The 20,059-nt window shown below is 64.3% G+C and carries 19 protein-coding genes; 10 read left to right on the forward strand and 9 right to left on the reverse strand.

The features are described 5' to 3' along the window. The first annotated feature begins 80 nt into the window (after positions 1-80). From pheS to A3AU_RS0116210, 4 genes are read left to right on the forward strand one after another with little or no spacing between them, the layout of a single operon-like run. Positions 81-1,211 (forward strand): phenylalanine--tRNA ligase subunit alpha, encoded by a 1,131-nt coding sequence (pheS, locus tag A3AU_RS0116195; protein WP_051355387.1) that lies wholly within the window; start codon positions 81-83, stop codon positions 1,209-1,211. Continuing rightward, the gene (locus A3AU_RS0116200; protein WP_027053778.1) at positions 1,208-1,630 is read left to right on the forward strand and encodes a GFA family protein; all 423 of its coding nucleotides are present in this window, start codon (positions 1,208-1,210) and stop codon (positions 1,628-1,630) included. Before pheS ends, A3AU_RS0116200 begins: the two co-directional genes overlap by 4 nt. Continuing rightward, a complete protein-coding gene (gene pheT / locus A3AU_RS0116205; protein ID WP_027053779.1) occupies positions 1,627-4,035 on the forward strand; it encodes a phenylalanine--tRNA ligase subunit beta in 2,409 nt (802 codons plus the stop codon). The genes A3AU_RS0116200 and pheT overlap by 4 nt, the downstream gene beginning before the upstream one ends. Positions 4,036-4,074: 39 nt before the next feature. Then, positions 4,075-4,677 (forward strand): nucleotidyltransferase family protein, encoded by a 603-nt coding sequence (locus A3AU_RS0116210; RefSeq protein WP_027053780.1) that lies wholly within the window; start codon positions 4,075-4,077, stop codon positions 4,675-4,677. A gap of 92 nt (positions 4,678-4,769) precedes the next feature. Here A3AU_RS0116210 and A3AU_RS0116215 read toward each other — a convergent pair whose 3' ends face one another. Beyond that, positions 4,770-5,765, reverse strand: coding sequence for an aldo/keto reductase (locus tag A3AU_RS0116215; RefSeq protein ID WP_027053781.1), 996 nt, complete (start codon positions 5,763-5,765; stop codon positions 4,770-4,772). A gap of 96 nt (positions 5,766-5,861) precedes the next feature. Here A3AU_RS0116215 and A3AU_RS0116220 point away from each other — a divergent pair, with 96 nt between their 5' ends. From A3AU_RS0116220 to A3AU_RS0116240, 5 genes are all read left to right on the forward strand, one after another. After that, a complete protein-coding gene (locus A3AU_RS0116220) occupies positions 5,862-6,761 on the forward strand; it encodes a LysR family transcriptional regulator (protein WP_027053782.1) in 900 nt (299 codons plus the stop codon). 231 nt (positions 6,762-6,992) lie between these two features. Further along, positions 6,993-7,562, forward strand: coding sequence for a cytochrome b (locus tag A3AU_RS0116225; protein WP_027053783.1), 570 nt, complete (start codon positions 6,993-6,995; stop codon positions 7,560-7,562). Between the two features lie 67 nt (positions 7,563-7,629). After that, the gene (locus tag A3AU_RS0116230) at positions 7,630-8,205 is read left to right on the forward strand and encodes a YceI family protein (protein WP_027053784.1); all 576 of its coding nucleotides are present in this window, start codon (positions 7,630-7,632) and stop codon (positions 8,203-8,205) included. Positions 8,206-8,285: 80 nt separating this feature from the next. Further along, complete coding sequence (locus A3AU_RS0116235) at positions 8,286-9,272, forward strand: Gfo/Idh/MocA family protein (protein ID WP_027053785.1); 987 nt, start codon at positions 8,286-8,288, stop codon at positions 9,270-9,272. 83 nt (positions 9,273-9,355) lie between these two features. Continuing rightward, a complete protein-coding gene (locus A3AU_RS0116240; RefSeq protein ID WP_027053786.1) occupies positions 9,356-11,014 on the forward strand; it encodes an FAD-binding dehydrogenase in 1,659 nt (552 codons plus the stop codon). Between the two features lie 24 nt (positions 11,015-11,038). Here the strand turns inward: A3AU_RS0116240 and A3AU_RS0116245 are convergent, their stop codons facing one another. The 7 genes from A3AU_RS0116245 to bcoG all read right to left on the reverse strand — a co-directional run bounded on the left by A3AU_RS0116245 (position 11,039) and on the right by bcoG (position 18,792). Continuing rightward, the gene (locus tag A3AU_RS0116245; RefSeq protein WP_027053787.1) at positions 11,039-11,977 is read right to left on the reverse strand and encodes an alpha/beta hydrolase; all 939 of its coding nucleotides are present in this window, start codon (positions 11,975-11,977) and stop codon (positions 11,039-11,041) included. Between the two features lie 49 nt (positions 11,978-12,026). Further along, positions 12,027-12,809 (reverse strand): carnitinyl-CoA dehydratase, encoded by a 783-nt coding sequence (locus A3AU_RS0116250; protein WP_027053788.1) that lies wholly within the window; start codon positions 12,807-12,809, stop codon positions 12,027-12,029. Further along, positions 12,802-14,880: an acetate--CoA ligase family protein gene (locus A3AU_RS0116255; RefSeq protein ID WP_027053789.1), complete on the reverse strand. Its 2,079-nt coding sequence runs from the start codon at positions 14,878-14,880 to the stop codon at positions 12,802-12,804. Before A3AU_RS0116255 ends, A3AU_RS0116250 begins: the two co-directional genes overlap by 8 nt. A gap of 86 nt (positions 14,881-14,966) precedes the next feature. After that, on the reverse strand, positions 14,967-16,130 hold the full coding sequence (locus tag A3AU_RS0116260) for an acyl-CoA dehydrogenase family protein (protein ID WP_027053790.1): 1,164 nt from the start codon (positions 16,128-16,130) through the stop codon (positions 14,967-14,969). Positions 16,131-16,134: 4 nt separating this feature from the next. Then, positions 16,135-17,229, reverse strand: a complete 1,095-nt coding sequence (locus A3AU_RS0116265; protein ID WP_027053791.1) for a carnitine 3-dehydrogenase — start codon at positions 17,227-17,229, stop codon at positions 16,135-16,137. Then, positions 17,226-17,855, reverse strand: coding sequence for an HD domain-containing protein (locus tag A3AU_RS0116270; protein ID WP_027053792.1), 630 nt, complete (start codon positions 17,853-17,855; stop codon positions 17,226-17,228). Before A3AU_RS0116270 ends, A3AU_RS0116265 begins: the two co-directional genes overlap by 4 nt. Before the next feature lie 13 nt (positions 17,856-17,868). Next, positions 17,869-18,792: a 3-dehydrocarnitine:acetyl-CoA trimethylamine transferase BcoG gene (bcoG, locus tag A3AU_RS0116275; protein ID WP_027053793.1), complete on the reverse strand. Its 924-nt coding sequence runs from the start codon at positions 18,790-18,792 to the stop codon at positions 17,869-17,871. 78 nt (positions 18,793-18,870) lie between these two features. Between bcoG and A3AU_RS0116280 the strand changes: the two genes are divergently transcribed. Further along, positions 18,871-19,851 carry a GlxA family transcriptional regulator gene (locus A3AU_RS0116280; RefSeq protein WP_027053794.1) on the forward strand — a complete coding sequence of 327 codons (981 nt, stop codon included), beginning with the start codon at positions 18,871-18,873 and terminating at the stop codon, positions 19,849-19,851. Here A3AU_RS0116280 and A3AU_RS0116285 read toward each other — a convergent pair. Continuing rightward, on the reverse strand, positions 19,848-20,051 hold the full coding sequence (locus tag A3AU_RS0116285; protein WP_027053795.1) for a hypothetical protein: 204 nt from the start codon (positions 20,049-20,051) through the stop codon (positions 19,848-19,850). The genes A3AU_RS0116280 and A3AU_RS0116285 overlap by 4 nt on opposite strands. Positions 20,052-20,059: the final 8 nt, after the last annotated feature.

Below are 20,059 nucleotides of genomic sequence, written 5' to 3' on the forward strand. Positions count from 1 at the left end.
TTTGGGGAACCCGCGCTGGCACGGCTGGCGCGGGTTTTTCTTATGCCTGATGTAACCAAAATGGTGACACCGAAACCAAAATGGTATCGGTCGCCGATCGAGAGAGTTTCGCCGTGAACGCCACCGCTGGAAATCTTGAAACCCTGGAAGCTTCACTGCTTGCCGACATCGCCTCGGCCGCCGACGAACCGGCTATCGAGGCCGTGCGCATCGCTGCGTTCGGCAAGAAGGGCACCGTGTCCGAGATGCTGAAAACGCTTGGCGCCATGACCGCCGAGGAGCGTCAGGTGAACGGCCCCGCCATCAACGGCCTCAAGAACCGGGTCACCGAGGCGCTGACGGCTCGCAAGGCCGAATTGAAGGACGTCGCCATCGCCGCGCGCCTGGCCGCCGAGAAGGTCGACGTGACCCTGCCGGTGCGGCAATCGCCGGCCGAGCGCGGCCGCATCCATCCGATCAGCCAGGTCATCGACGAGATCGCGGCGATCTTCGGCGATCTCGGCTTCGCCATCGCAGAAGGTCCCGATATCGAGACCGACTATTACAATTTCACCGCGCTGAATTTCCCGGACGGCCATCCGGCGCGCGAGATGCACGACACATTCTTCTTCCAGCCGGATGAGAAGGGCGAGCGCAAGCTTTTGCGCACCCACACCTCACCGGTGCAGATCCGCACAATGGAGAAGCAGAAGCCGCCGATCCGCATCGTCATTCCGGGCAAGACCTACCGGCAGGATTCCGACGCCACCCACTCGCCGATGTTCCATCAGGTCGAGGGACTGGTGATCGACAAAACGGCCAACGTCGCCAACATGAAATGGGTGCTGGAAGAGTTCTGCAAGGCGTTCTTCGAGGTGCCCTCGGTCAAGATGCGCTTCCGGCCGTCCTTCTTCCCGTTCACCGAGCCAAGCCTCGAGGTCGACATCCAGTGCGACCGCTCGCGGCCCGGCGAAGTGCGCTTCGGCGAAGGCTCCGACTGGATGGAGATCCTCGGCTGCGGCATGGTGCATCCCAACGTGCTGCGCGCCGGCGGGCTCGATCCCGACGAGTATCAGGGCTTTGCCTGGGGCATGGGCATCGACCGCATCGCCATGCTGAAATACGGCATGCCGGACCTGCGCGCCTTCTTCGACGCCGATGTCCGCTGGCTGTCGCATTACGGTTTCCGGCCGCTCGACATGCCGACACTGTTTGGGGGCCTAAGCGCATGACAGCGCCCCACGCCGGCGGCTGTCGTTGCGGCGCCGTGCGGTTCGAGGCTTCGGCCGAACCGCACCACGTCAGCTATTGCCATTGTGGCGATTGCCGGCGAGCCAGCGGCGCGCCGGTGTCGGCCTTTGTCGGCTTCCCGGTCGACAAGGTGATGTTCACCGGCAAGTCGCTGAAGATGTACGAGAACGGTCCGGTGACGCGCTCGTTCTGCGCCATCTGTGGTTCGCCGATCGCCTATGTCGACGACCGGCTTGAAGATGACATCTATTTCATGCTCGGCGCGATGGACATGCCGGCCGCTTTCACGCCGACGCAGCATGCCTATGTAGGCGAGCAACTCCCTTTCCTGCACATGTCCGACGACTTGCCCAGACATCTGAAAACAAGCGTCACAAGACCAGACGGAACAGTCCCATGAAATTCACCCTCTCCTGGCTCAAGGATCATCTCGAGACCGACGCCACGCTCGACGAGATCGTGGAGCGGCTGACCTCGATCGGCCTCGAAGTCGAGCATGTCGACGACAAGTCAGGCCTGAAACCCTTTGTCATCGCCAAGGTGTTGACGGCGGTGCAGCATCCCGACGCCGACAGGCTGCGCGTGCTCACCGTCGATACCGGCGACGGCAAGCCTCCGGTGCAGGTCGTCTGCGGCGCGCCGAACGCCCGCGCCGGGCTGATCGGCGCCTTCGCCGCGCCCGGCACCTATGTGCCCGGCATCGACGTGACGCTGACGGTCGGCAAGATCCGTGGCGTCGAAAGCCATGGCATGATGTGTTCCGAGCGCGAGTTGGAACTGTCGGACGAGCACAACGGCATCATCGACCTGCCTGCCGATGCGCCGGTCGGCGCCAGCTTCGCGTCCTACGCGCATCTCGACGATCCGGTCATTGAGATCAATTTGACGCCGAACCGCCCGGACGCGACCAGCGTCTACGGCATCGCCAGGGACCTGGCGGCGAGCGGGCTCGGCACGCTGAAAAGCGGTGCGGTCGAGGCGATCCCCGCCAAGGGCGAGACGCCGGTCAAGGTGGTGATCGAGGCGCCGGAGCTTTGCCCCGGTTTCGCTCTGCGACTGGTGCGCGGCGTCAAGAACGGCCCGTCACCGAAATGGCTGCAGCAGAGGCTGATCGCCATTGGTCTGAGGCCGATCAGCGCGCTGGTCGACATCACCAATTACGTCACTTTCGATCGCGGTCGGCCGCTGCATGTGTTCGATGCCAGCAAGGTTGCGGGCAATCTCGTCGTGCGTCGCGCGAAGGATGGCGAGCGGGTGCTGGCACTCGACGGCCGCGAATACACGCTGACGCCGGAGATGTGCGTCATCGCGGACGATGATAGCGTCGAATCGATTGCCGGCGTGATGGGCGGCGAGCATTCGGGCTGCGACGAGAACACATCGGACGTGCTCATCGAATCGGCGCTTTGGGATCCGATCACCACCGCCCGCACCGGCCGCGCGCTCGGCATCATCACCGATGCGCGCTACCGCTTCGAGCGCGGTGTCGATCCTGAATTCATGGTGCCGGGAATCGAACTTGCGACGAGGCTGGTGCTCGATCTCTGCGGCGGTGAGCCGGCGCAGACCGAGGTCGTCGGCTATGCCGGGCATGTCGACAAGATCGTTTCCTTCCCGCTGTCTGAGGTGACGCGGCTGACCGGGATCGAGGTACCGAAGGCGGAATGCCTCGAAATCCTGTCGCGCCTCGGCTTCAAGCCTCAAGGGTCGGGCGATGTCGTCGATGTGGCGGTGCCGTCCTGGCGTCCGGATCTCGACGGCAAGGCCGACTTGGTCGAGGAAGTGATGCGCATCCACGGCGTCGACAACATCGCACCGCAGCCGCTCGGCGCGCATGACGCGGTCAATTCGAAGATTTTGACCACGCTGCAGGTCCGTACCCGCACCGCCAAGCGCGCGCTTGCCGTGCGCGGCATGATGGAGGCCGTCACCTGGTCGTTCATCCCGGCCAAACACGCCGAACTGTTCGGCGGCGGCCAGACGGCGCTGAAACTCGCCAACCCGATCGCCGCCGACATGTCCGACATGCGGCCGTCGCTGCTGCCGGGGCTGATCGCAGCCGCGCAGCGCAATGCCGACAAGGGCATTGGCGACGTGGCGCTGTTCGAGGTGTCGGGCACCTATGAGGGCGACGGCGCCGACCAGCAGCGGCGCGTGGCCGCCGGCGTGCGCCGCGGCACCGCTAAGCTCGACGGCTCCGGCCGCAACTGGGCCGGCAATTCAGGCCCGGTCGGCGTGTTCGACGCCAAGGCCGATGCGATCGCGGCACTCGAAGCCTGCGGCGCGCCGGTAGACCGGCTGCAGATCGAGGCGGGCGGTCCGGCCTGGTACCATCCCGGCCGTTCCGGCACGATCAAGCTCGGGCCGAAGACCGTGCTCGGCACGTTCGGCGAGTTCCATCCCAAGACAATGGAAGGGCTCGACGTTTCCGGCCCGCTCTGCGGCTTCGAAGTGTTCGTCGACGCCGTGCCCGAGCCGAAGGCCAAGCCGACCAAGACCAAGCCGAAGCTGGAGCTCTCCGCCTTCCAGGCGGTGAAGCGCGATTTTGCTTTCGTCGTCGACAAGTCTGTCGAGGCCGGTGCGCTTGTTCGCGCCGCATTGGCAGCCGACAAGAAGCTGATCACTGGCGTCTCGGTGTTCGACATCTTCGAGGGTGCATCGCTCGGCGCCGACAAGAAATCGATCGCCATCGAAGTATCGATCCAGCCGGTCGAGAAGACACTGACCGACGAGGATTTCGAGGCGCTGGCCAAGCGCATCGTCGAGAATGTCGGCAAGCAGACCGGCGGTGTGCTGCGCGCCTAGAGGATTGCGCAGTGATGGCGAATCGCCCTCCAAAGGGCGATGGACCATCTGCGCTATTCCGGGCTGCCGTTCGAAGCACAGCGCGCGGCGTTTCTCGACATCGTTTCGAGCGATGCGCTCGTCAGCGAAGCACTGCTGCGTGCCCGTGCGCTCGATCTTCCGAACTGGCTGGTGGTCTCCGGCGCGCTCTACAACAGCGTCTGGAACCATCTGACCGGCAAGCCGTCGGGCTACGGCATCAAGGACGTTGATCTCTTCTATTTCGATGATCGTGATCTGTCCTATGAGGCGGAGGACACTGTGATCCGCCGGGCCGCGCTGCATTTCGAGGGGTTGGCGCTGCCGGTCGAGGTTCGCAACCAGGCGCGGGTGCATCTGTGGTATCCGCAGAAATTCGGGCAGCCCTGCCCGCGCTATACGAGCTCGAGCGAGTCGGTCAGCCATTTCGCCTCGAAGACGCATGCTGTGGGCGTCCGATACGGCGCTGATGGCCAGCTGGAGCTGGTGGCGCCGTTCGGGCTGGACGATATTTTTTCGTTTCGCATCACCCCCAACCGGGTGATGGACAATCAGCGCACACATGAAGCGAAAGGCGCGCGGGCGCAGAGGAACTGGCCGGAGATTTGTGTGGTGCCTTGGTAGGATAGTTCTGGGCGAGGCGCCCCCCTCTGCCCGGCAGGGCAGAGGGGGGGCGCCTCGTGCAGCCTTCTCAACATAGAGGCGCCGGAGCACCCCTACCCATTCACCAGCGTCAGCAACTCCTCCGTATAGCGCTTGCCCATCACCTTGTCCGGCGACAGCGCATCGCCGATCGCCGCCACTTCCGCCGCGCTCAGCGCGATCCCGGCCGCCGCCGTGTTCTGCTCCAGATGGCGGATCTTTCGTGCCCCGGGGATTGGCACGATGAAATCGCCCTGGTGCAACACCCAGGCGAGCGCCAACTGCGCCGACGTAACGCCCTTTTCTGCGGCCATCTTCTCCAGAGTGGCGACCACCTTGGCATTGGCCGCCATGGCATCCGCCTGGAACCGTGGCAAGGTGCGGCGCCAGTCGCCGTCGTCAAGCGTTTCCGGCCTGGCGATGGTGCCGGTCAACAGGCCACGGCCGAGCGGGCTGTAGGGGACGAAGCCGATGCCGAGTTCGCGGCAGACGGCCAAAACCTCGTCTTCCGGGTCACGGCTCCACAGCGAGTATTCGCTCTGCACGGCCGCGATCGGATGCACGGCATGCGCCCGGCGGATGGTGGCGGCACTCGCCTCCGAGAGACCGAGCGCGCGTACCTTGCCCTCGCGCACCAGTTCGGCCATGGCGCCGACCGTGTCCTCGATCGGCACGTTGGGATCGACCCGGTGCTGGTAGTAGAGGTCGATGACATCGGTGCCCAACCGCTTCAGCGAGGCTTCGGCCACCGCCTTGACGTGCTCGGGGCGGCTGTCTACGCCGGCCATGCGGTCGAGGCCCGTGCCTTCCTCCTGAATCTTGAAGCCGAATTTGGTGGCGATCGTCACTTTGCTCCGCACCGACTTCAGCGCCTTGCCGAGCAGGATCTCGTTCTCGTAAGGACCATAGACTTCCGCCGTGTCGAAGAAGTTGACGCCGATCTCGACGGCGCGATGCAGCGTGGCGATCGCCTCTGCCTCCGGCTGGCCGCCATAGGCGAAGCTCATGCCCATGCAGCCGAGGCCGACGGGATAGACGTTCAGTTCAGTTCCTAGCTTGCGGGTTTGCATCACGCGTCTCCTTGTTGTGATGGCTAGGAGATAGCGTCTTGCCTTATGTTCGATAATTGGTTCATCTGTGCACGGGTCGTTCTAAGAAATAGATCAATGAACCGAGCACATCTTTCACAACTCGCAGTGCTGGCAACCGTGGCCCAATGCGGCAGTTTTCGCGGTGCGGCGAGGGAATTGGCCATCGCGCCGTCGGCGGTCAGCCATGCCGTGTCCAGCCTGGAGGCGCGACTTGGCGTGCGGCTGCTGGCGCGCAGCACGCGTAGCGTCGCGCCGACCGAGGAAGGCGCGCAGTTGCTGGAGCGGCTGCGCCCGGCGCTATCCGAGATCGACCTGGCACTGGAGACGGCGGTCGAGGCGCGCGACCGGCCGGCCGGGACTCTGCGGCTCAGCGTACCGCGCACCGCCGCGCACCTGGTGCTGACGCCCCGGCTGGGCGCCTTTGCGTCAGCCTACCCCGACATCGTGCTGGAGATCGTCATCGAGGACCGCTTTACCGACGTGGTCGAAGGCGGCTTCGATGCCGGTGTGCGGCTCGGCGAGAGCCTGCAGCGCGACATGATCGCGGTGCGCATCGGGCCGGACATGCGTGGCGCGGTGGTTGGCGCGCCCTCCTATTTCGCGGCCAACGCCAGGCCTCGTCACCCGCGCGACCTCGCCGACCAACGCTGCATCCGCTTCCGCTTCTCCAGCGGCATCCTCTACCGCTGGGAATTCGAGAAGGATGGCGAGGAGATCGAGATCGCCGCGCAAGGGCCGCTGATCCTCGACGAGGACCATCTGATCGCCCAGGCGGCCATTGATGGCGCCGGGCTTGCCTTCGTCTTCGAGCCCTATGTCCGCATGCCCCTCGCCGACGGCAGGCTGATCCGCGTGCTGGAAGACTGGTGCCCGCCCTTCGACGGGTTTTTCGTTTATTATCCGAGCCGCCGGCAGATGCGGCCGGCGCTGAGAGCGTTTGTGGATTTCTTCAAGGGTGAGAAGTGGTCCGCGTAGCGGATGAAAAGCCAATTGCTTGGCTTTTCGAACTTCGAACGCCCTGAGCCTGCGAAGGGCCGGGTTGACAATTGGTGAGCCCGGCGGGTCCCGCAGCGTCCCGGCGTTCGCCGGCCTTTCATCGTGCCACTGGCACGATCAATTCGCCTGTGGAGAACCGGCTGCTCACCCCCACGAAGGGGGAGGTGAAGAGCGCTGGAAGAAAGCTGTCCCGGCATTCGTTCTTCCACCATGCAGTCAATCACCAACACCACGACCCGCTATGGCTGGGCGACGATCATCCTCCACTGGCTGATCGGCATCATCTTCATCGGCCAGTTCGCCCTCGGCTTCATCATGGTACGGACCGAGAGCCAGCGTGCGGCCTTCGAACTGATCCAATTGCACAAATCCCTTGGCTTTCTGTTGCTCGGCCTCATCATCCTGCGCGTCGCCTGGCGGCTTGGCAATTCGGCGCCGCCCTTGCCGGCTTCGGTCGGCGCCCTGGAGCGGCGTACGGCGCCGCTCGCCCATCTGGCGCTCTATGCCCTCCAGATCGCCCTGCCTCTGTCGGGATGGGCGCTGGTTTCGGTTTCGACATTGGAAATCCCGACCATGCCGTTCGACCTGTTCGTGATGCCCAACCTGCCTTTGGTGGAATCGGACGCGGCGGAAAGCTTCTGGGCCGCGGCGCACTGGTATCTCGCCTATGCCGGCATCGCCCTGGTCGTGCTGCATGTCGCGGCCGCGCTGCGGCACCATTTCAGGCTCAGGGACAATGTGCTCACCCGCATGATCACGCCTTCGTCAAGTGGGGAATAGAACGGGCGGTCTGTTCGTTCGTGGGGCGAGGACGCGAAAAGCGTTGCCTCCAAAAAGGAACATTCCCATGTTTGCGCGCATCCTTGGATTTGCGGCGGTTGCCGCTTGCATTGCCACGCCTGTCTTCGCGGCCGTCGCGCTTGGCGACGCCGCAGGCAGCTACGCGATCAGCCCGGCCAGTTCGAGCATCCATTTTTCCATCGGCAAGGTCGGTGGCGGCGGCCTCAACGGCACCTTCGCCCACTTCAAGGGCTCGATCCGCATCGATAACAGTGACGTCGCTCGCTCACAGGTCAATTTCACCATCTTTCCCGAAAGCGTCGGCACCGGTCAGGGTCGTATCGATGCCTTCCTGCGCTCGGACGCGGTATTCGACGCTGCCAACAGTCCGGAAATCCAGTTCCGCTCGACCAGCGTGACACGAACCAGCGACACCACGGCGCTGGTCACCGGTCGGCTGACGGCGCGCGGCAAGACTTTTCCGGAAAAATTCACCGCGGAGCTTGGTGGCCTCAAGGCCGGCACGATCAAATTCCATGTCACCGGCAAGGTACTCAGGTCACGTTATGGCATGGATGTCGGCACGCCGCTCTATTCGAACATCGTCGACTTTGACATGACGCTGACCGGCAGACGCGGCTGACACGAGGGCCGAGCTTGTCATTGGCTTTTCCATCGATTTCGGGCAAACCTCATCGCCTGTAACCGACATGGAGAAGCGTGATGTTCCGATGGGGTGTGTTGTCGACGGCCAAGATCGGCCGCGAGCATTTGCTGCCGGCAATGGTCGAGGCCGAGAACGGCGTGCTGTCGGCCATTGCCAGCCGCGATTTGTCGAAGGCCAAGGCCCTGGCCGAAAGGTTCGGCGCGCGCCATGCGTTCGGTTCCTATGAGGAATTGCTCGCCTCCAAGGAAGTTGACGGCGTCTACATCCCGCTGCCGACCTCGCAACATGTCGAATGGACGGCGAAAGCCATCGAAGCCGGCAAGCATGTGCTGGTCGAAAAGCCGCTGGCGCTCGATGCCAAGGATATCGCGCCGCTGATCAAGCTGCGCGACGCCAAGAAGGTGCTGGTCTGCGAAGCCTTCATGGTCATCTACCACCCGCAATGGATCAAGGTACGCGACCTCATCACCAGCGGTGCCATTGGCCGGCTGCGCCATGTGCAGGGCGCGTTCTCCTACTACAATGTCGACCCCAACAACATGCGCAACCAGCTCGATCTTGGTGGCGGCGCGCTGCCCGATATTGGCGTCTACCCGACGGTGTCGACGCGGTTCTCGACCGGCAAGGAGCCTAGCCGTGTGCAGGCGACGATCGAGCGCGACAAGAAATTCGGCACCGACATCTACTCCTCGATCCGCGCCGATTTCGGCGACTTCGAACTGTCCTTTTACCTCTCGACGCAAATGGCGGCGCGCCAGGTGATGGTGTTCCACGGCGAGAAAGGGTTCATCGAGGTGTTTTCACCGTTCAATGCCGGGCTCTACGATCACCATCGCGTCGAACTGCACAACCAGAACCACACCGAGGCGCAGGTGTTCCGCTTCCCCGGCACGCAGCAATACCGGCTGGAAGTCGAGACTTTCGCGCGCGCCGCACAGGGCGGCAAGGAGCGTGTCTTCACGCTGGAAGAGTCCGTGCTCAACCAGAAGGTCATCGACGCCATCTTCCGCGCCGGCGGCAAGGACGGTTGGGAGGCTGTCTGACTCTTTGTTTGACGCAATTCCGGACGGAAAACCGCTTACACTTTTCCTGAAATTGCGTTAGCCGGCTAATTCTGGGAGGAAAAATGGCTGACGACGCGGACGTGATCATTGTCGGCGCCGGCCTTGCCGGGCTGGTTGCCGCCGCCGAGCTTGCCGATGCCGGCAAGAAGGTCATCATCGTCGACCAGGAGCCGGAGCAGTCGCTGGGCGGCCAGGCATTCTGGTCCTTCGGCGGGTTGTTCCTCGTCGATTCGCCGGAGCAGCGGCGCATGCGCATCCGCGATTCGCATGATCTGGCGATCGAGGACTGGATGGGCACGGCTGCCTTCGACCGGCCGGAGGATTTGTGGCCGCGCAAATGGGCGGAGGCCTATGTCGGCTTCGCCGCCGGCGAGAAACGCTCCTGGCTGATTGAGCGCGGCCTGAAGTTCTTTCCCGTGGTCGGCTGGGCCGAGCGTGGCGGCGGCAATGCCATCGGCCACGGCAATTCGGTGCCGCGCTTCCACATCACCTGGGGCACGGGCCCGGGTGTGCTCGAACCTTTTGTCCTGCGCGTGCGCGAGGCGCAAAAGCGTGGATTGGTGAGCTTCAAATTCCGCCACCGGGTCAATGAACTGACGCGGACGGGCGCTGTGGTGACCGGCGTGCGCGGCGACATCCTCGAGCCCAGCACCGTCGAGCGCGGCCGCAAGAGTTCGCGCGAGATATCAGGCGATTTCGAGCTGCATGCGCAAACGGTGATCGTCGCCTCCGGCGGCATCGGCGCCAACCATCGACTGGTGCGGGAGAACTGGCCCAAACGCCTGGGAACCGCACCGAAGCGGATGATCACCGGCGTGCCCGACCATGTCGACGGCCGCATGCTGGCGATCACGGAGGCCGCTGGCGGTTCGATCATCAACCGCGACCGCATGTGGCATTATGTCGAGGGCATCAGGAACTGGGCGCCGATCTGGACCGATCATGCGATCCGCATCCTGCCCGGCCCGTCCTCCCTGTGGCTGGATGCCAGGGGAGAACGCCTGCCGGTGCCGCTTTATCCTGGCTTCGACACGCTCGGCACGCTCAACCACATCATGAGCACCGGCTTCGACTATTCGTGGTTCATCCTGACCAAGAAGATCATCCAGAAGGAGTTCGCGCTGTCGGGCTCCGAGCAGAATCCGGACCTGACCGGCAAGAGCTGGCGACAGGTGCTTGGCCGTGCCACCTCAGGCATCCCGGGACCGGTCAAGGCCTTTATGGAGAAGGGCGAGGATTTCGTCGTCGAGGCCGACCTTTCAAAGCTGGTCGCGCGCATGAATGCGCTGGTCGGCGGCGAGCCGCTGCTCGATCTCGCCCAGGTCGAGCGCGAGATCCGCGGCCGCGACAGGCAACTCGACAATCCGTTCTCCAAGGACATGCAGGTCACCGCGCTGCGCGGCGCCCGCGCCTATCTCGGCGACAGGCTGATCCGCACGGCCAAGCCGCACAAGATGCTCGACCCGGCGAACGGCCCGCTGATCGCGGTTCGCCTCAACATCCTCACCCGCAAGACGCTGGGCGGTCTGCAGACCGATCTCGACAGCCGCGTGCTGGGCGAGGACGGCCAGCCGGTGCCCGGGCTCTATGCCGTGGGCGAGGCCGCCGGTTTCGGTGGCGGTGGTGTGCATGGCTATGCCGCACTGGAAGGCACGTTCCTCGGCGGCTGCATCTTTTCCGGACGCAGCGCCGGCCGGGCGGCGGCACGCTCTGTGGCGTGAGACGGCGTTAGACGGGAAAAATGCTCACCAGAGCCAGGTGCCCTGTCCAAGCGCGGCTACCGCGTCGACAATGCGAGTAAAGCTCGCGCGGGCGCGGCCGACCGTATGCCGGGCTCTGAGATAGCCGTGTACCAGTCCCGGTTCCTCGAACCAGGTCGCGTGCCCGCCAGCCGCGACGATACGGTCACGATAGGCCTCGCCATCTGAAGACAGCGGGTCACATTGCGCCGTGATCAGGACCGTCGGTGGCAGGTTGGTGAAGTCGGTGTCGGCCAGCGGCGACAGTGTCGGATCGCCGGTGCGGTCCGCGCCGCCGGTACGAATGTGCTTGTAGAATTCGAGATCGCGCATGGTCAGCATCGGCGCTTCCGCGTGCGTGACATAGGATCCCTTCGAGCGGTCGCCGCCGAGGCCGGGATAAATCAGCACTTGGCCGACCGGCCGTGTCGGGTGGCCGCGCGTGGCGTGGGTAATAGCGGCGCAGAGATTGCCGCCGGCGCTGTCGCCGCAAAGCAGGATGGGGGCGCCGTAAGTCCGGGCGGCCCACTCGAACGCGTTCAGCGCATCGGCGAAGGCTGCCGGATGCAGATGCTCCGGCGCCAGCCGGTAATCGACCGAGACCACCTCGTAACCGGTGCGGGCGCAGAGCTCGGCGCAGACATCGTCGTGGCTGTCCAGCCCGCCAAGGATGAAGCCACCGCCATGGATGTAGAGCACCGTCGCCGCCGGCTGCGGGCCGGTGCGGTAGATGCGGATCGGGATGTTGTGCGTCAACGTCGCTATTGAGGAAGTCTCGACCGCGACGCCTTCTGGATAGCCGGCAAAGAATTCCCGGCACATGCGGTCGTAGATTTCGCGCTGCTGGGTGATTGTGTAGTCGATCGTATCGGGCGGATAGTAGGAATTGGTCCGCTCGATGAAAGCCCAGGTCTCGGCGTCGATGAGTTTTGTGTAGTCGGTCACGGCTGTTTGACGAGCTGCCAAGGTTGAGCGCGCTATCATCTCCTCAGGCTCACTTACCCTTCCAAACCGGATCGCGCTTTTCCGCAAAAGCCCGGAAACCTTCCATATTGTCCTCGGAACCATACAGAGCATCGACCGTCGCCAGTTGCCTGCGCGTCACCTTGTTCATGGCATCCTGGAAGGTCAGCGCTTCGGCCACTCGTGCGGTCTCCTTGATCGCGGCGAAGACCAGCGGCGGGCCGCTGGCGAGTAGTCTTGCGATCTCCCAGACGCGGTCCTCGAGCTTTTCCTTAGGCAGCACTTCGTTGACCAGGCCCCAGCGATGCGCCTCGGCGACATCCATCCAGCGGCCGGTGAACAAAAGGTCCATGGCGACATGATAGGGAATGCGCTTCGGCAGCTTGATCGTCGCCGCGTCGGCCAGCGTGCCGGCACGGATTTCGGGCAGCGCGAAGGAGGAGTGGTCGGAGGCGTAGATGAGGTCGCAGGACAGCGCCAGCTCAAAGCCGCCGCCGACCGCCATGCCGTTGACGCAGGCGATGACCGGCTTGTTCAGATCGCGCAGCTCCTGCAGGCCGGCAAAGCCGCCGACGCCATAATCGCCGTCGACCGCGTCGCCGCCGGCGGCGGCCTTCAGGTCCCAGCCGGCGCAGAAGAACTTGTCCCCAGCGGTCTTGACGATGGCGACGCGCAGTTCCGGATCGTCGCGGAAGGCCTTGAAGGTTTCGCCCATCAGCCGCGAGGTCTTGAGGTCGATGGCGTTGGCCTTGGGCCGGTCCAGCGTGACCTCGAGGATCGAGCCTTCGCGGCGGGTCGAAATGACATCAGACATTCTTGTTTTCTCCCAGCACCAGCAGCGCGTCGGCGATCCAGGCACCCTTGCCTTCGACGCAGACGATCAGCGGGTTGATGTCGAGTTCCTCGATGTCGCCGGCATTCTTCTGCACGAAGGAAGCAATGCCCGCTATGGCGTCGATGGCGGCCGCGACGTCGGCCTTTGGCCGGCCGCGGTAGCCTTCGAGCAGCGGGAACAGCTTCAGGCCGCGCAATGCCGCCTCGATGTCGTCGCGGGTCGCCGGCAGCATCAAGGTGACGCTGTCACGCAGCAATTCGACCAGCACGCCACCGGTGCCGAGCGTCATCACCGCGCCGAACATCGGATCGCGGGTGAAGCCGACGATCAGCTCGGCGACGCCGTCGCGCACCATGCGCTCGACATAGAGACCGGTGCCGAGCGGCAGCAGATCATGCGCTGCCGTGCTGACGGATTCGGCGTCCTTGAGGTTGAGCCGGACCGCGCCGACCTCGGATTTGTGGGTGACGCCCAGCGCCTTCAGGGCGACGGGAAAGCCGAGCGCCATGGACGAGATCACCGCCTCGACCGCATTGCCGGCGCGTTCGCCCTTGGGCACGGGAAGCCCGGCCTTGATCAGTCGCGCCTTGGCTTCGGCCTCGTCAGGCGTGACATGCTCGCCGCCGGCGGCACCGGCAGCGGAGGTGTCAACCGGCTGCGCCTGCGGTTCAGCCCATGCCCAGCCGATGAAGGCTGCCGCGCCGGCGGCATCCATGGCCTCGGAAATGCCGAACAACGGCACCATGCCGCGCGCCATCAGTTCGGCGGTGTATTCCTCCGGCAGGTTCTCCGGCAGCGAGGAAACGATGGCGCCATGCGCCTTGTTCGTCTTCAGCGCCGATTCGAAGGCTCGCAGCGTCGCCCACCAATCGGTGACCGAGCAGCGGTCCGGACGCGGGAAGTCGAGCACCAGCATGTTCAAGTCGAAGCCACCCGACACCATGGCGGTGAAGGTGGCGGTCATCGCCGGCTCGTTGTTCCAGATGAAGGTGTGATAATCCAATGGGTTGGCGACCGCGACCAGTGGCCCAAGCGTCGATTTGACATGGGCGCGGTGCGTTTCGGTCAGGACCGGGAAGTTGACCCAGCGGCCTTCTGCGCTGTCGGCCATGACGGAAGCCTCGCCGCCCGAACAGCTCATCGATGATAGTCTGTATCCCGGCAGCGGCCCGGTGATGTGCAGCAGCTTCAGCGCCTCGATGAAGGCCGGGATGGAATCGACGCGCGCAATGCCGAGCCGCCTCAGGAAGGCTCCGGATGCGGCGTCGGAGCCTGCAAGCGAGGCGGTGTGCGAGACGGTCGCCTGCCGCGCCTGTTCGGAGCGACCGACCTTCATGGCGATGATCGGCTTCTTCAGCTCACGCGCGCGTGCCGCCAGCCGTTCAAAGCCGGCTACCGAATCGAACGCTTCGATATGCAGGCCGAGCGAGGTTACGCGATCGTCCTCGATCAGGCCGAGCGCCATTTCGGAGAGACCGGTCTGCGCCTGGTTCCCGGCGGTCATCAGGAAGGCGATCGGCAGGCCGCGCTTCTGCATCGTCATGTTGATGGCGATGTTGGAGGACTGGGTGATGATGGCGACGCCCTTGCCGCCTTCCTCCAGCCTGATGCCGCCATGCTGGTCGGGCCACAGAAGCGCGCCGTCCGCATAATTGATCAGGCCATAGCAGTTCGGACCGATGATCGGCATCTGGCCGGCGGCCGCGACCAGCTCGGCCTGCAGCCGTTGCCCATCATCGTCATAGGCCTCGGTTTCGAGGAAGCCGGCGGCAAAGCAGACGGCGCCTCCGGCGCCACGCTCGGCCAGCGCCTTGATCACTTCAATGGTCAGGTGCCGGTTGACGCCGACAAAGGCGGCATCCGGCGCGCCAGGCAGATCGGCCACCGAGCGATAGGCCTTGCGTCCGGCAACCTCGTCCTTGGTCGGATGCACCGGCCAGATTTCGCCGGCAAAGCCCATCTTGATCGACTGCGCCACGACGGCGGCGGCCTGCACGCCGCCGAAGACGGCAATCGATTTCGGGCGCAGGAGACGTTCGAGTTTATGCATGGTCATCTTTTCGTTTGAGCGCGATCCCAGGACAAACGACCTCGTTTGTCCGACAAAGCCGGATCCGGACTTTGGCGCATCATGCTCTAAGCTCCGAACGGACGCAGCAACGCCCGCGAAATAATATGTCGCTGAATCTCCGACGTGCCTTCCCAGATACGTTCGGCGCGGGCATCACGCCAGATGCGCTCCAGCGGCAGGTCGTCCATCAGCCCCATGCCGCCATGGATCTGGATCGCCTCGTCGGCAACGTATGCCAGCATCTCGGTGGCCTTCAGCTTGGCCATGGCCATATCCTGGTCGGTGACGGTGCCCTGATCGTACTTCCAGCCGGCTTCGAACACCATCAGGTCGGCGGCCTTCAACTCTGTCGCCATGTCGGCAAGCTTGAACGACACGCCTTGGAATTTGCCGATCTGCTGGCCGAACTGCTGGCGCTGCGCGGCGTACTCCACCGCGTGGCCGAGCGCACGTTCAGCGCGGCCGAGACAGGTGGCGCCGACCTGCAGGCGGGTGGCGCCGAGCCATGAATTGGCGACGTCGAATCCCTTGTGCACTTCACCCAGAACCTGGGAGGCAGGCAACCGGCAATCGTCGAATTCGAGGATGGCGTTGGTGTAGCCGCGATGCGAGACGTTGCGGTAGCCGTCGCGCACGGCAAAACCCTTGGTGCCCTTGTCGACGAAGAAGGCAGTGATCTTCTTGCGCTTGCCGCGCGGCGAATCCTCCTCGCCCGAAGCCATGAACACGATGGCGAAGTCGGCGAGATCGGCGTGGCTGATAAAATGCTTGGTGCCGTTCAGCACCCAGTCGTCGCCATCCTGCACTGCGGTCGCCTTCATGCCGCGCAGGTCGGAGCCGGCGCCGGGCTCCGTCATCGCCAGGCAGTCCCATTTCTCACCACGGATGCAAGGGAACAGGTATTTCTCGCGCTGTTCCGGCGTGCCGGCAAGCAGGATGTTGGAAGGGCGCGCCACGCAGGTCCAGTGCAGCGCATAATTGGCGCGGCCGAGTTCCTTCTCATAGAGCAGCCAGGTCACCGTATCGAGGCCGGCACCGCCGACATCCGCCGGCATGTTGGCGGCGTAGAGCCCGGCTTCGATCGCCTTGGCCTTGATCTCCTCGATCAGGTCGCGGCGCAGCACGCCGGTGCGCTCGACTTCACGCTCATGCGGGTAAAGCTCGTTCTCGACGAAGGCACGCGTCGTCTCGACGATGAGCTTCTGCTCTTCCGACAGACCGAAATCCATGGCCTCAGCCCTTCTTCTTTTTCTTCGGCTTTTCGGCCTTCTTCACCGGCTTGGAGACCTTGGCCTTCTCAGCCGCCTTCGAGGCCGTAGGCTTCTTCGCCGCCAGCTTGGCAAGCTGCCTGGTGTAGTCCTTGTGCAGCGCGCCGGCGCCCCAGCCCTTGCCCTTGTTCTGCTTCGACAGCGCATCCATGATCGCGACCAGATTGTCGTCGCGGATCTTTTCCAGCTCGCGGATCGACAGGCCATGCGCCTGGTCGTCAGACTGGGTGGCGATCAGGTCGACCAGCTCGTCGTTGAACTCCGGCACGTCCATCAGCTTGGTCCACGGCCATTTCAGGCAAGGCCCGAACTGCGCCATGAAGTGGCGCATGCCGGCCTCGCCGCCGGCGACGCGATAGACCTGGAACATGCCCATCTGCGCCCAGCGCAGGCCGAAACCGTAGCGCATGATGTCGTCGAGTTCCTCGACAGTGCAGATGCCATCCTTGATCAGCCACAGCGCCTCGCGCCATGCCGCTTCGAGCAAGCGGTCGCCGACGAAGGCCTCGATCTCCTTGCGGATGACGACAGGCTTCATGCCGATCGAGGCGTAGATCTCCTTGGCGACTTCGATCGCCTCGGGAAAGGTCTGCTCGCCGCCGACGATCTCGACCAGCGGCAGGAGATAGACCGGGTTGAACGGGTGGCCGACGACCAGCCGTTCCGGATGCTTCTTCATCGCCACCTGCATGTCGGTCGGCTTGATGCCGGAGGTGGAAGAACCGACAATGGCATTGGCCGGCGCGTGCGTGTCGATCTCGGCCAGCACGCGGTGCTTGAGGTCGAGTCGTTCCGGCACGCTCTCCTGGATGAAGTCGGCATCGGCGACCGCCTCGGCGATGGTCTTGGCGAAGGTCAGCTTGCCTTCCGTCGGCAGGCCGCCGGGCACCATCTGCCTGTAGGCGCGGCGCGCACCCTTCATCACTTCAGAGACCTTGCGTGAGGCTTCCGGGTCCGGATCGAAGATCGACACGTCGATGCCGTTCAGGAGCAGCCGCGCCACCCAGCCGGCGCCGATGACACCGCCGCCAATGGCGGCCGCCTTGTTGATGATGCTCATGCGGAAGCTCCGGTTCTTGTCTTGGCGGTTTCGGGATCGATCAGGGGCACGCGCTCGCCGGCGCGGATGACGGCTGCGTCGTAGGCCTTGCGGGCAAACACCTCGAGCACGAAGGGCCGGAAGAAGTCGATCGGCAGCGTCTCGTAGTCGGGGTCGAAGCTCGACTGGTCCCAGCGTTCGCAGAACTGGTCGCAATCGTCGAAATAGGCGTGGCCGGCGAAGCGGTCGCGGGCATGGCGGTTGCCGCCGAGATGGTGCGCGTAATAGAGGCGCTGGAAGTCGCCGTGCTTTTCCACCACCCAGGTGCACTGCTCGCGCACGAAGGGCTTCAGGATCGAAGCGGCGTATTCGTCATGATTGTAGGGCGCGTAGATGTCGCCAATATCGTGCAGCAGCGCGCAGGCGATCCAGTCGGTGTCGGCGCCGTCACGCCAGGCGCGCGTCGCCGCCTGCAGCGAATGGCCGAGCCGAGTGATCTTGTAGCCGGACAGGCCCTCGTCGAGCTGAACCAGCGCGTCGAGCAGGCGATCGCCGGTCTTGGCGGCATAGTCGATTTCATGGGCGGTCAGGAACTCGTAGTCGTCCTTGTCGCCATCCTTCATCGCGGTGAATTTGACGGTGGTCATCTCAGCCCCCGCTTTATGCAGCTGCAGCGATCGGCGCCCGCTTGGTCAGGTTGAGTTTCTTGCGCACTTCCTCGGGGCCAAGGATCCTGGCGCCAAGATTGGTGACGATGCTGGCGGCGCGCTCGACCAGCTGGGCGTTGGTCGCCAGCACACCCTTGTCGAGCCAGAGATTGTCTTCCAGACCGACGCGGACATTGCCGCCGGCGAGCACCGCGGCCGCCGCATAGGCCATCTGGTTGCGCCCGATGGCGAAGGCCGACCAGTTCCAGGTCGAGGGCACGTTGTTGACCATGGCCATGAACGTGTTGAGATCGTCGGGCGCGCCCCACGGCACCCCCATGCAGAGTTGCACCAGCGCGTCGGCATTGAGCACTTTTTCCTCGACCAGCTGCTTGGCGAACCAGAGATGGCCGGTGTCGAAGGCCTCGATCTCCGGCTTGACGCCGAGCGCCGTCATCATGCCGCCCATGGCCCGCAGCATGCCGGGCGTGTTGGTCATGACATAGTCGGCTTCGGCAAAGTTCATGGTGCCGCAGTCGAGTGTGCAGATCTCCGGCAGGCATAGGCGCACGTGTTCCATGCGGTTGGTGGCGCCGCCCATGTCGGTGCCCTTCTCGTTGAGTGGCAGCGGCGCTTCCGGCGAGCCGAACACCATGTCGCCGCCCATGCCGGCGGTGAGGTTGAGGATGACATCGACTTCCGCCGCGCGGATGCGTTCGGTCACTTCGCGGTAGAGATGCACGTCGCGTCGCGGCTTGCCGGTTTCGGGATCGCGGACATGGCAATGCACGATCGCCGCACCGGCCTTGGCCGCGTCGATGGCCGAATCGGCGATCTGCTTGGGCGAACGCGGCACATGCGGGCTGCGATCCTGCGAACCGCCGGATCCGGTCACGGCACAGGTAATGAAGACCTCACGGTTCATCGCAAGCGGCATGGAAATCTCCTCCCAATCGGAACAAAGCATAACATTGCTCGACTTGCGCAATGCTGCTTTACGGTTTACGAAGCTCGCATGACAAAAAACGAAAGAACGACAATCTTTCGTGCCGAGCAATCGCCGCTCAAGGTGACGTTGCTGGTGTTTTCCGGCGCATCCATCATGTGCGTGGCATGCACAGTCGACCCCTTGCGTGCCGCCAACCGCATCGCCGGTGAAACGCTGTTCGACTTCAAGCTGGTTTCGGTGACCGGCGAGGCGCCGGTCACGACATGCGGCCTGCCCGTGGCGGTCAGCGGCCGTTTCGATGCTACCGAACCGACCGATGTTTTGATCGTGGTCGCGGGCTTCGGGACACAGAACTATGCCACGTCGGCCTTGCTTGCCGGCCTGCGCCGCGCGGCGCGGTCGGCCCGCGCCTGCGGCGGTGTCGAGGCGGGCACCTGGCTGGTGGCGCGCGCCGGCCTGCTGGAAGGGCGCAGCGCCACGACCCATTGGGAGGATATGGAGGATTTTTCGTCCGCCTTTCCCGGCGTCGACGTACGCCCCGATCGCTACATCATCGATGGGCCGGTGTTCACCACGGGAGGGGCGTCGCCGACCCTGGACCTGATGCTGCATCTGATCCGCACCCGGCTCGGCATGGCCGTTGCGCTCGATGTGGCGAGCGCGTTCATCTACGATCAGGCGCGCGTGGCGACCGATGCACAGCCGCTGGTCTCGCTTGGCCGGCTCGACGGCTACGATCCACGCCTGGCGCAGGCCATCCGGCTGATGGAAGCGCATGTCGACCAGCCGCTGACCATAGAAGCCATAGCCAAGCGTGCCGGGGTCACGGCGCGCACTCTGGAAAGCATTTTTCGCAAGTCGATCGGCGAGACGCCAGGAGCCTATTATCTGAGGCTGCGCCTGGGCGCGGCGCGCCGGCTGGTGGTCGACACGCGGGTGGCCATGGCGGATATTGCCGGGCGGACGGGTTTCTCGTCCGCCGCGGCATTTTCCAGAGCGTTTTCAAGAGCGTTCGGCGAAGCCCCGGTCAGGCTTCGTCGCGGTTAAGCTGCGTTCCGGCGGTCGCTGCCGGCGTCGATCTGTGAGCGCATCTGTCTCACCAGCCGGACTTCAAAACGGTTGCTGACGGCGCGATCCCATTGGTTTTTCACGTCGTCGGTTGGCCGCGGCAGCGCCATCAGCCGGTCGATGATCGATCCGGTCTCGCCGGATGAGAGCAGGGCGTCGATTTCGCGTTCGTGCTGCATATCGGTTC

Source organism: Mesorhizobium erdmanii USDA 3471 (assembly GCF_000472705.1).
GTDB classification, from domain to species: domain Bacteria; phylum Pseudomonadota; class Alphaproteobacteria; order Rhizobiales; family Rhizobiaceae; genus Mesorhizobium; species Mesorhizobium erdmanii.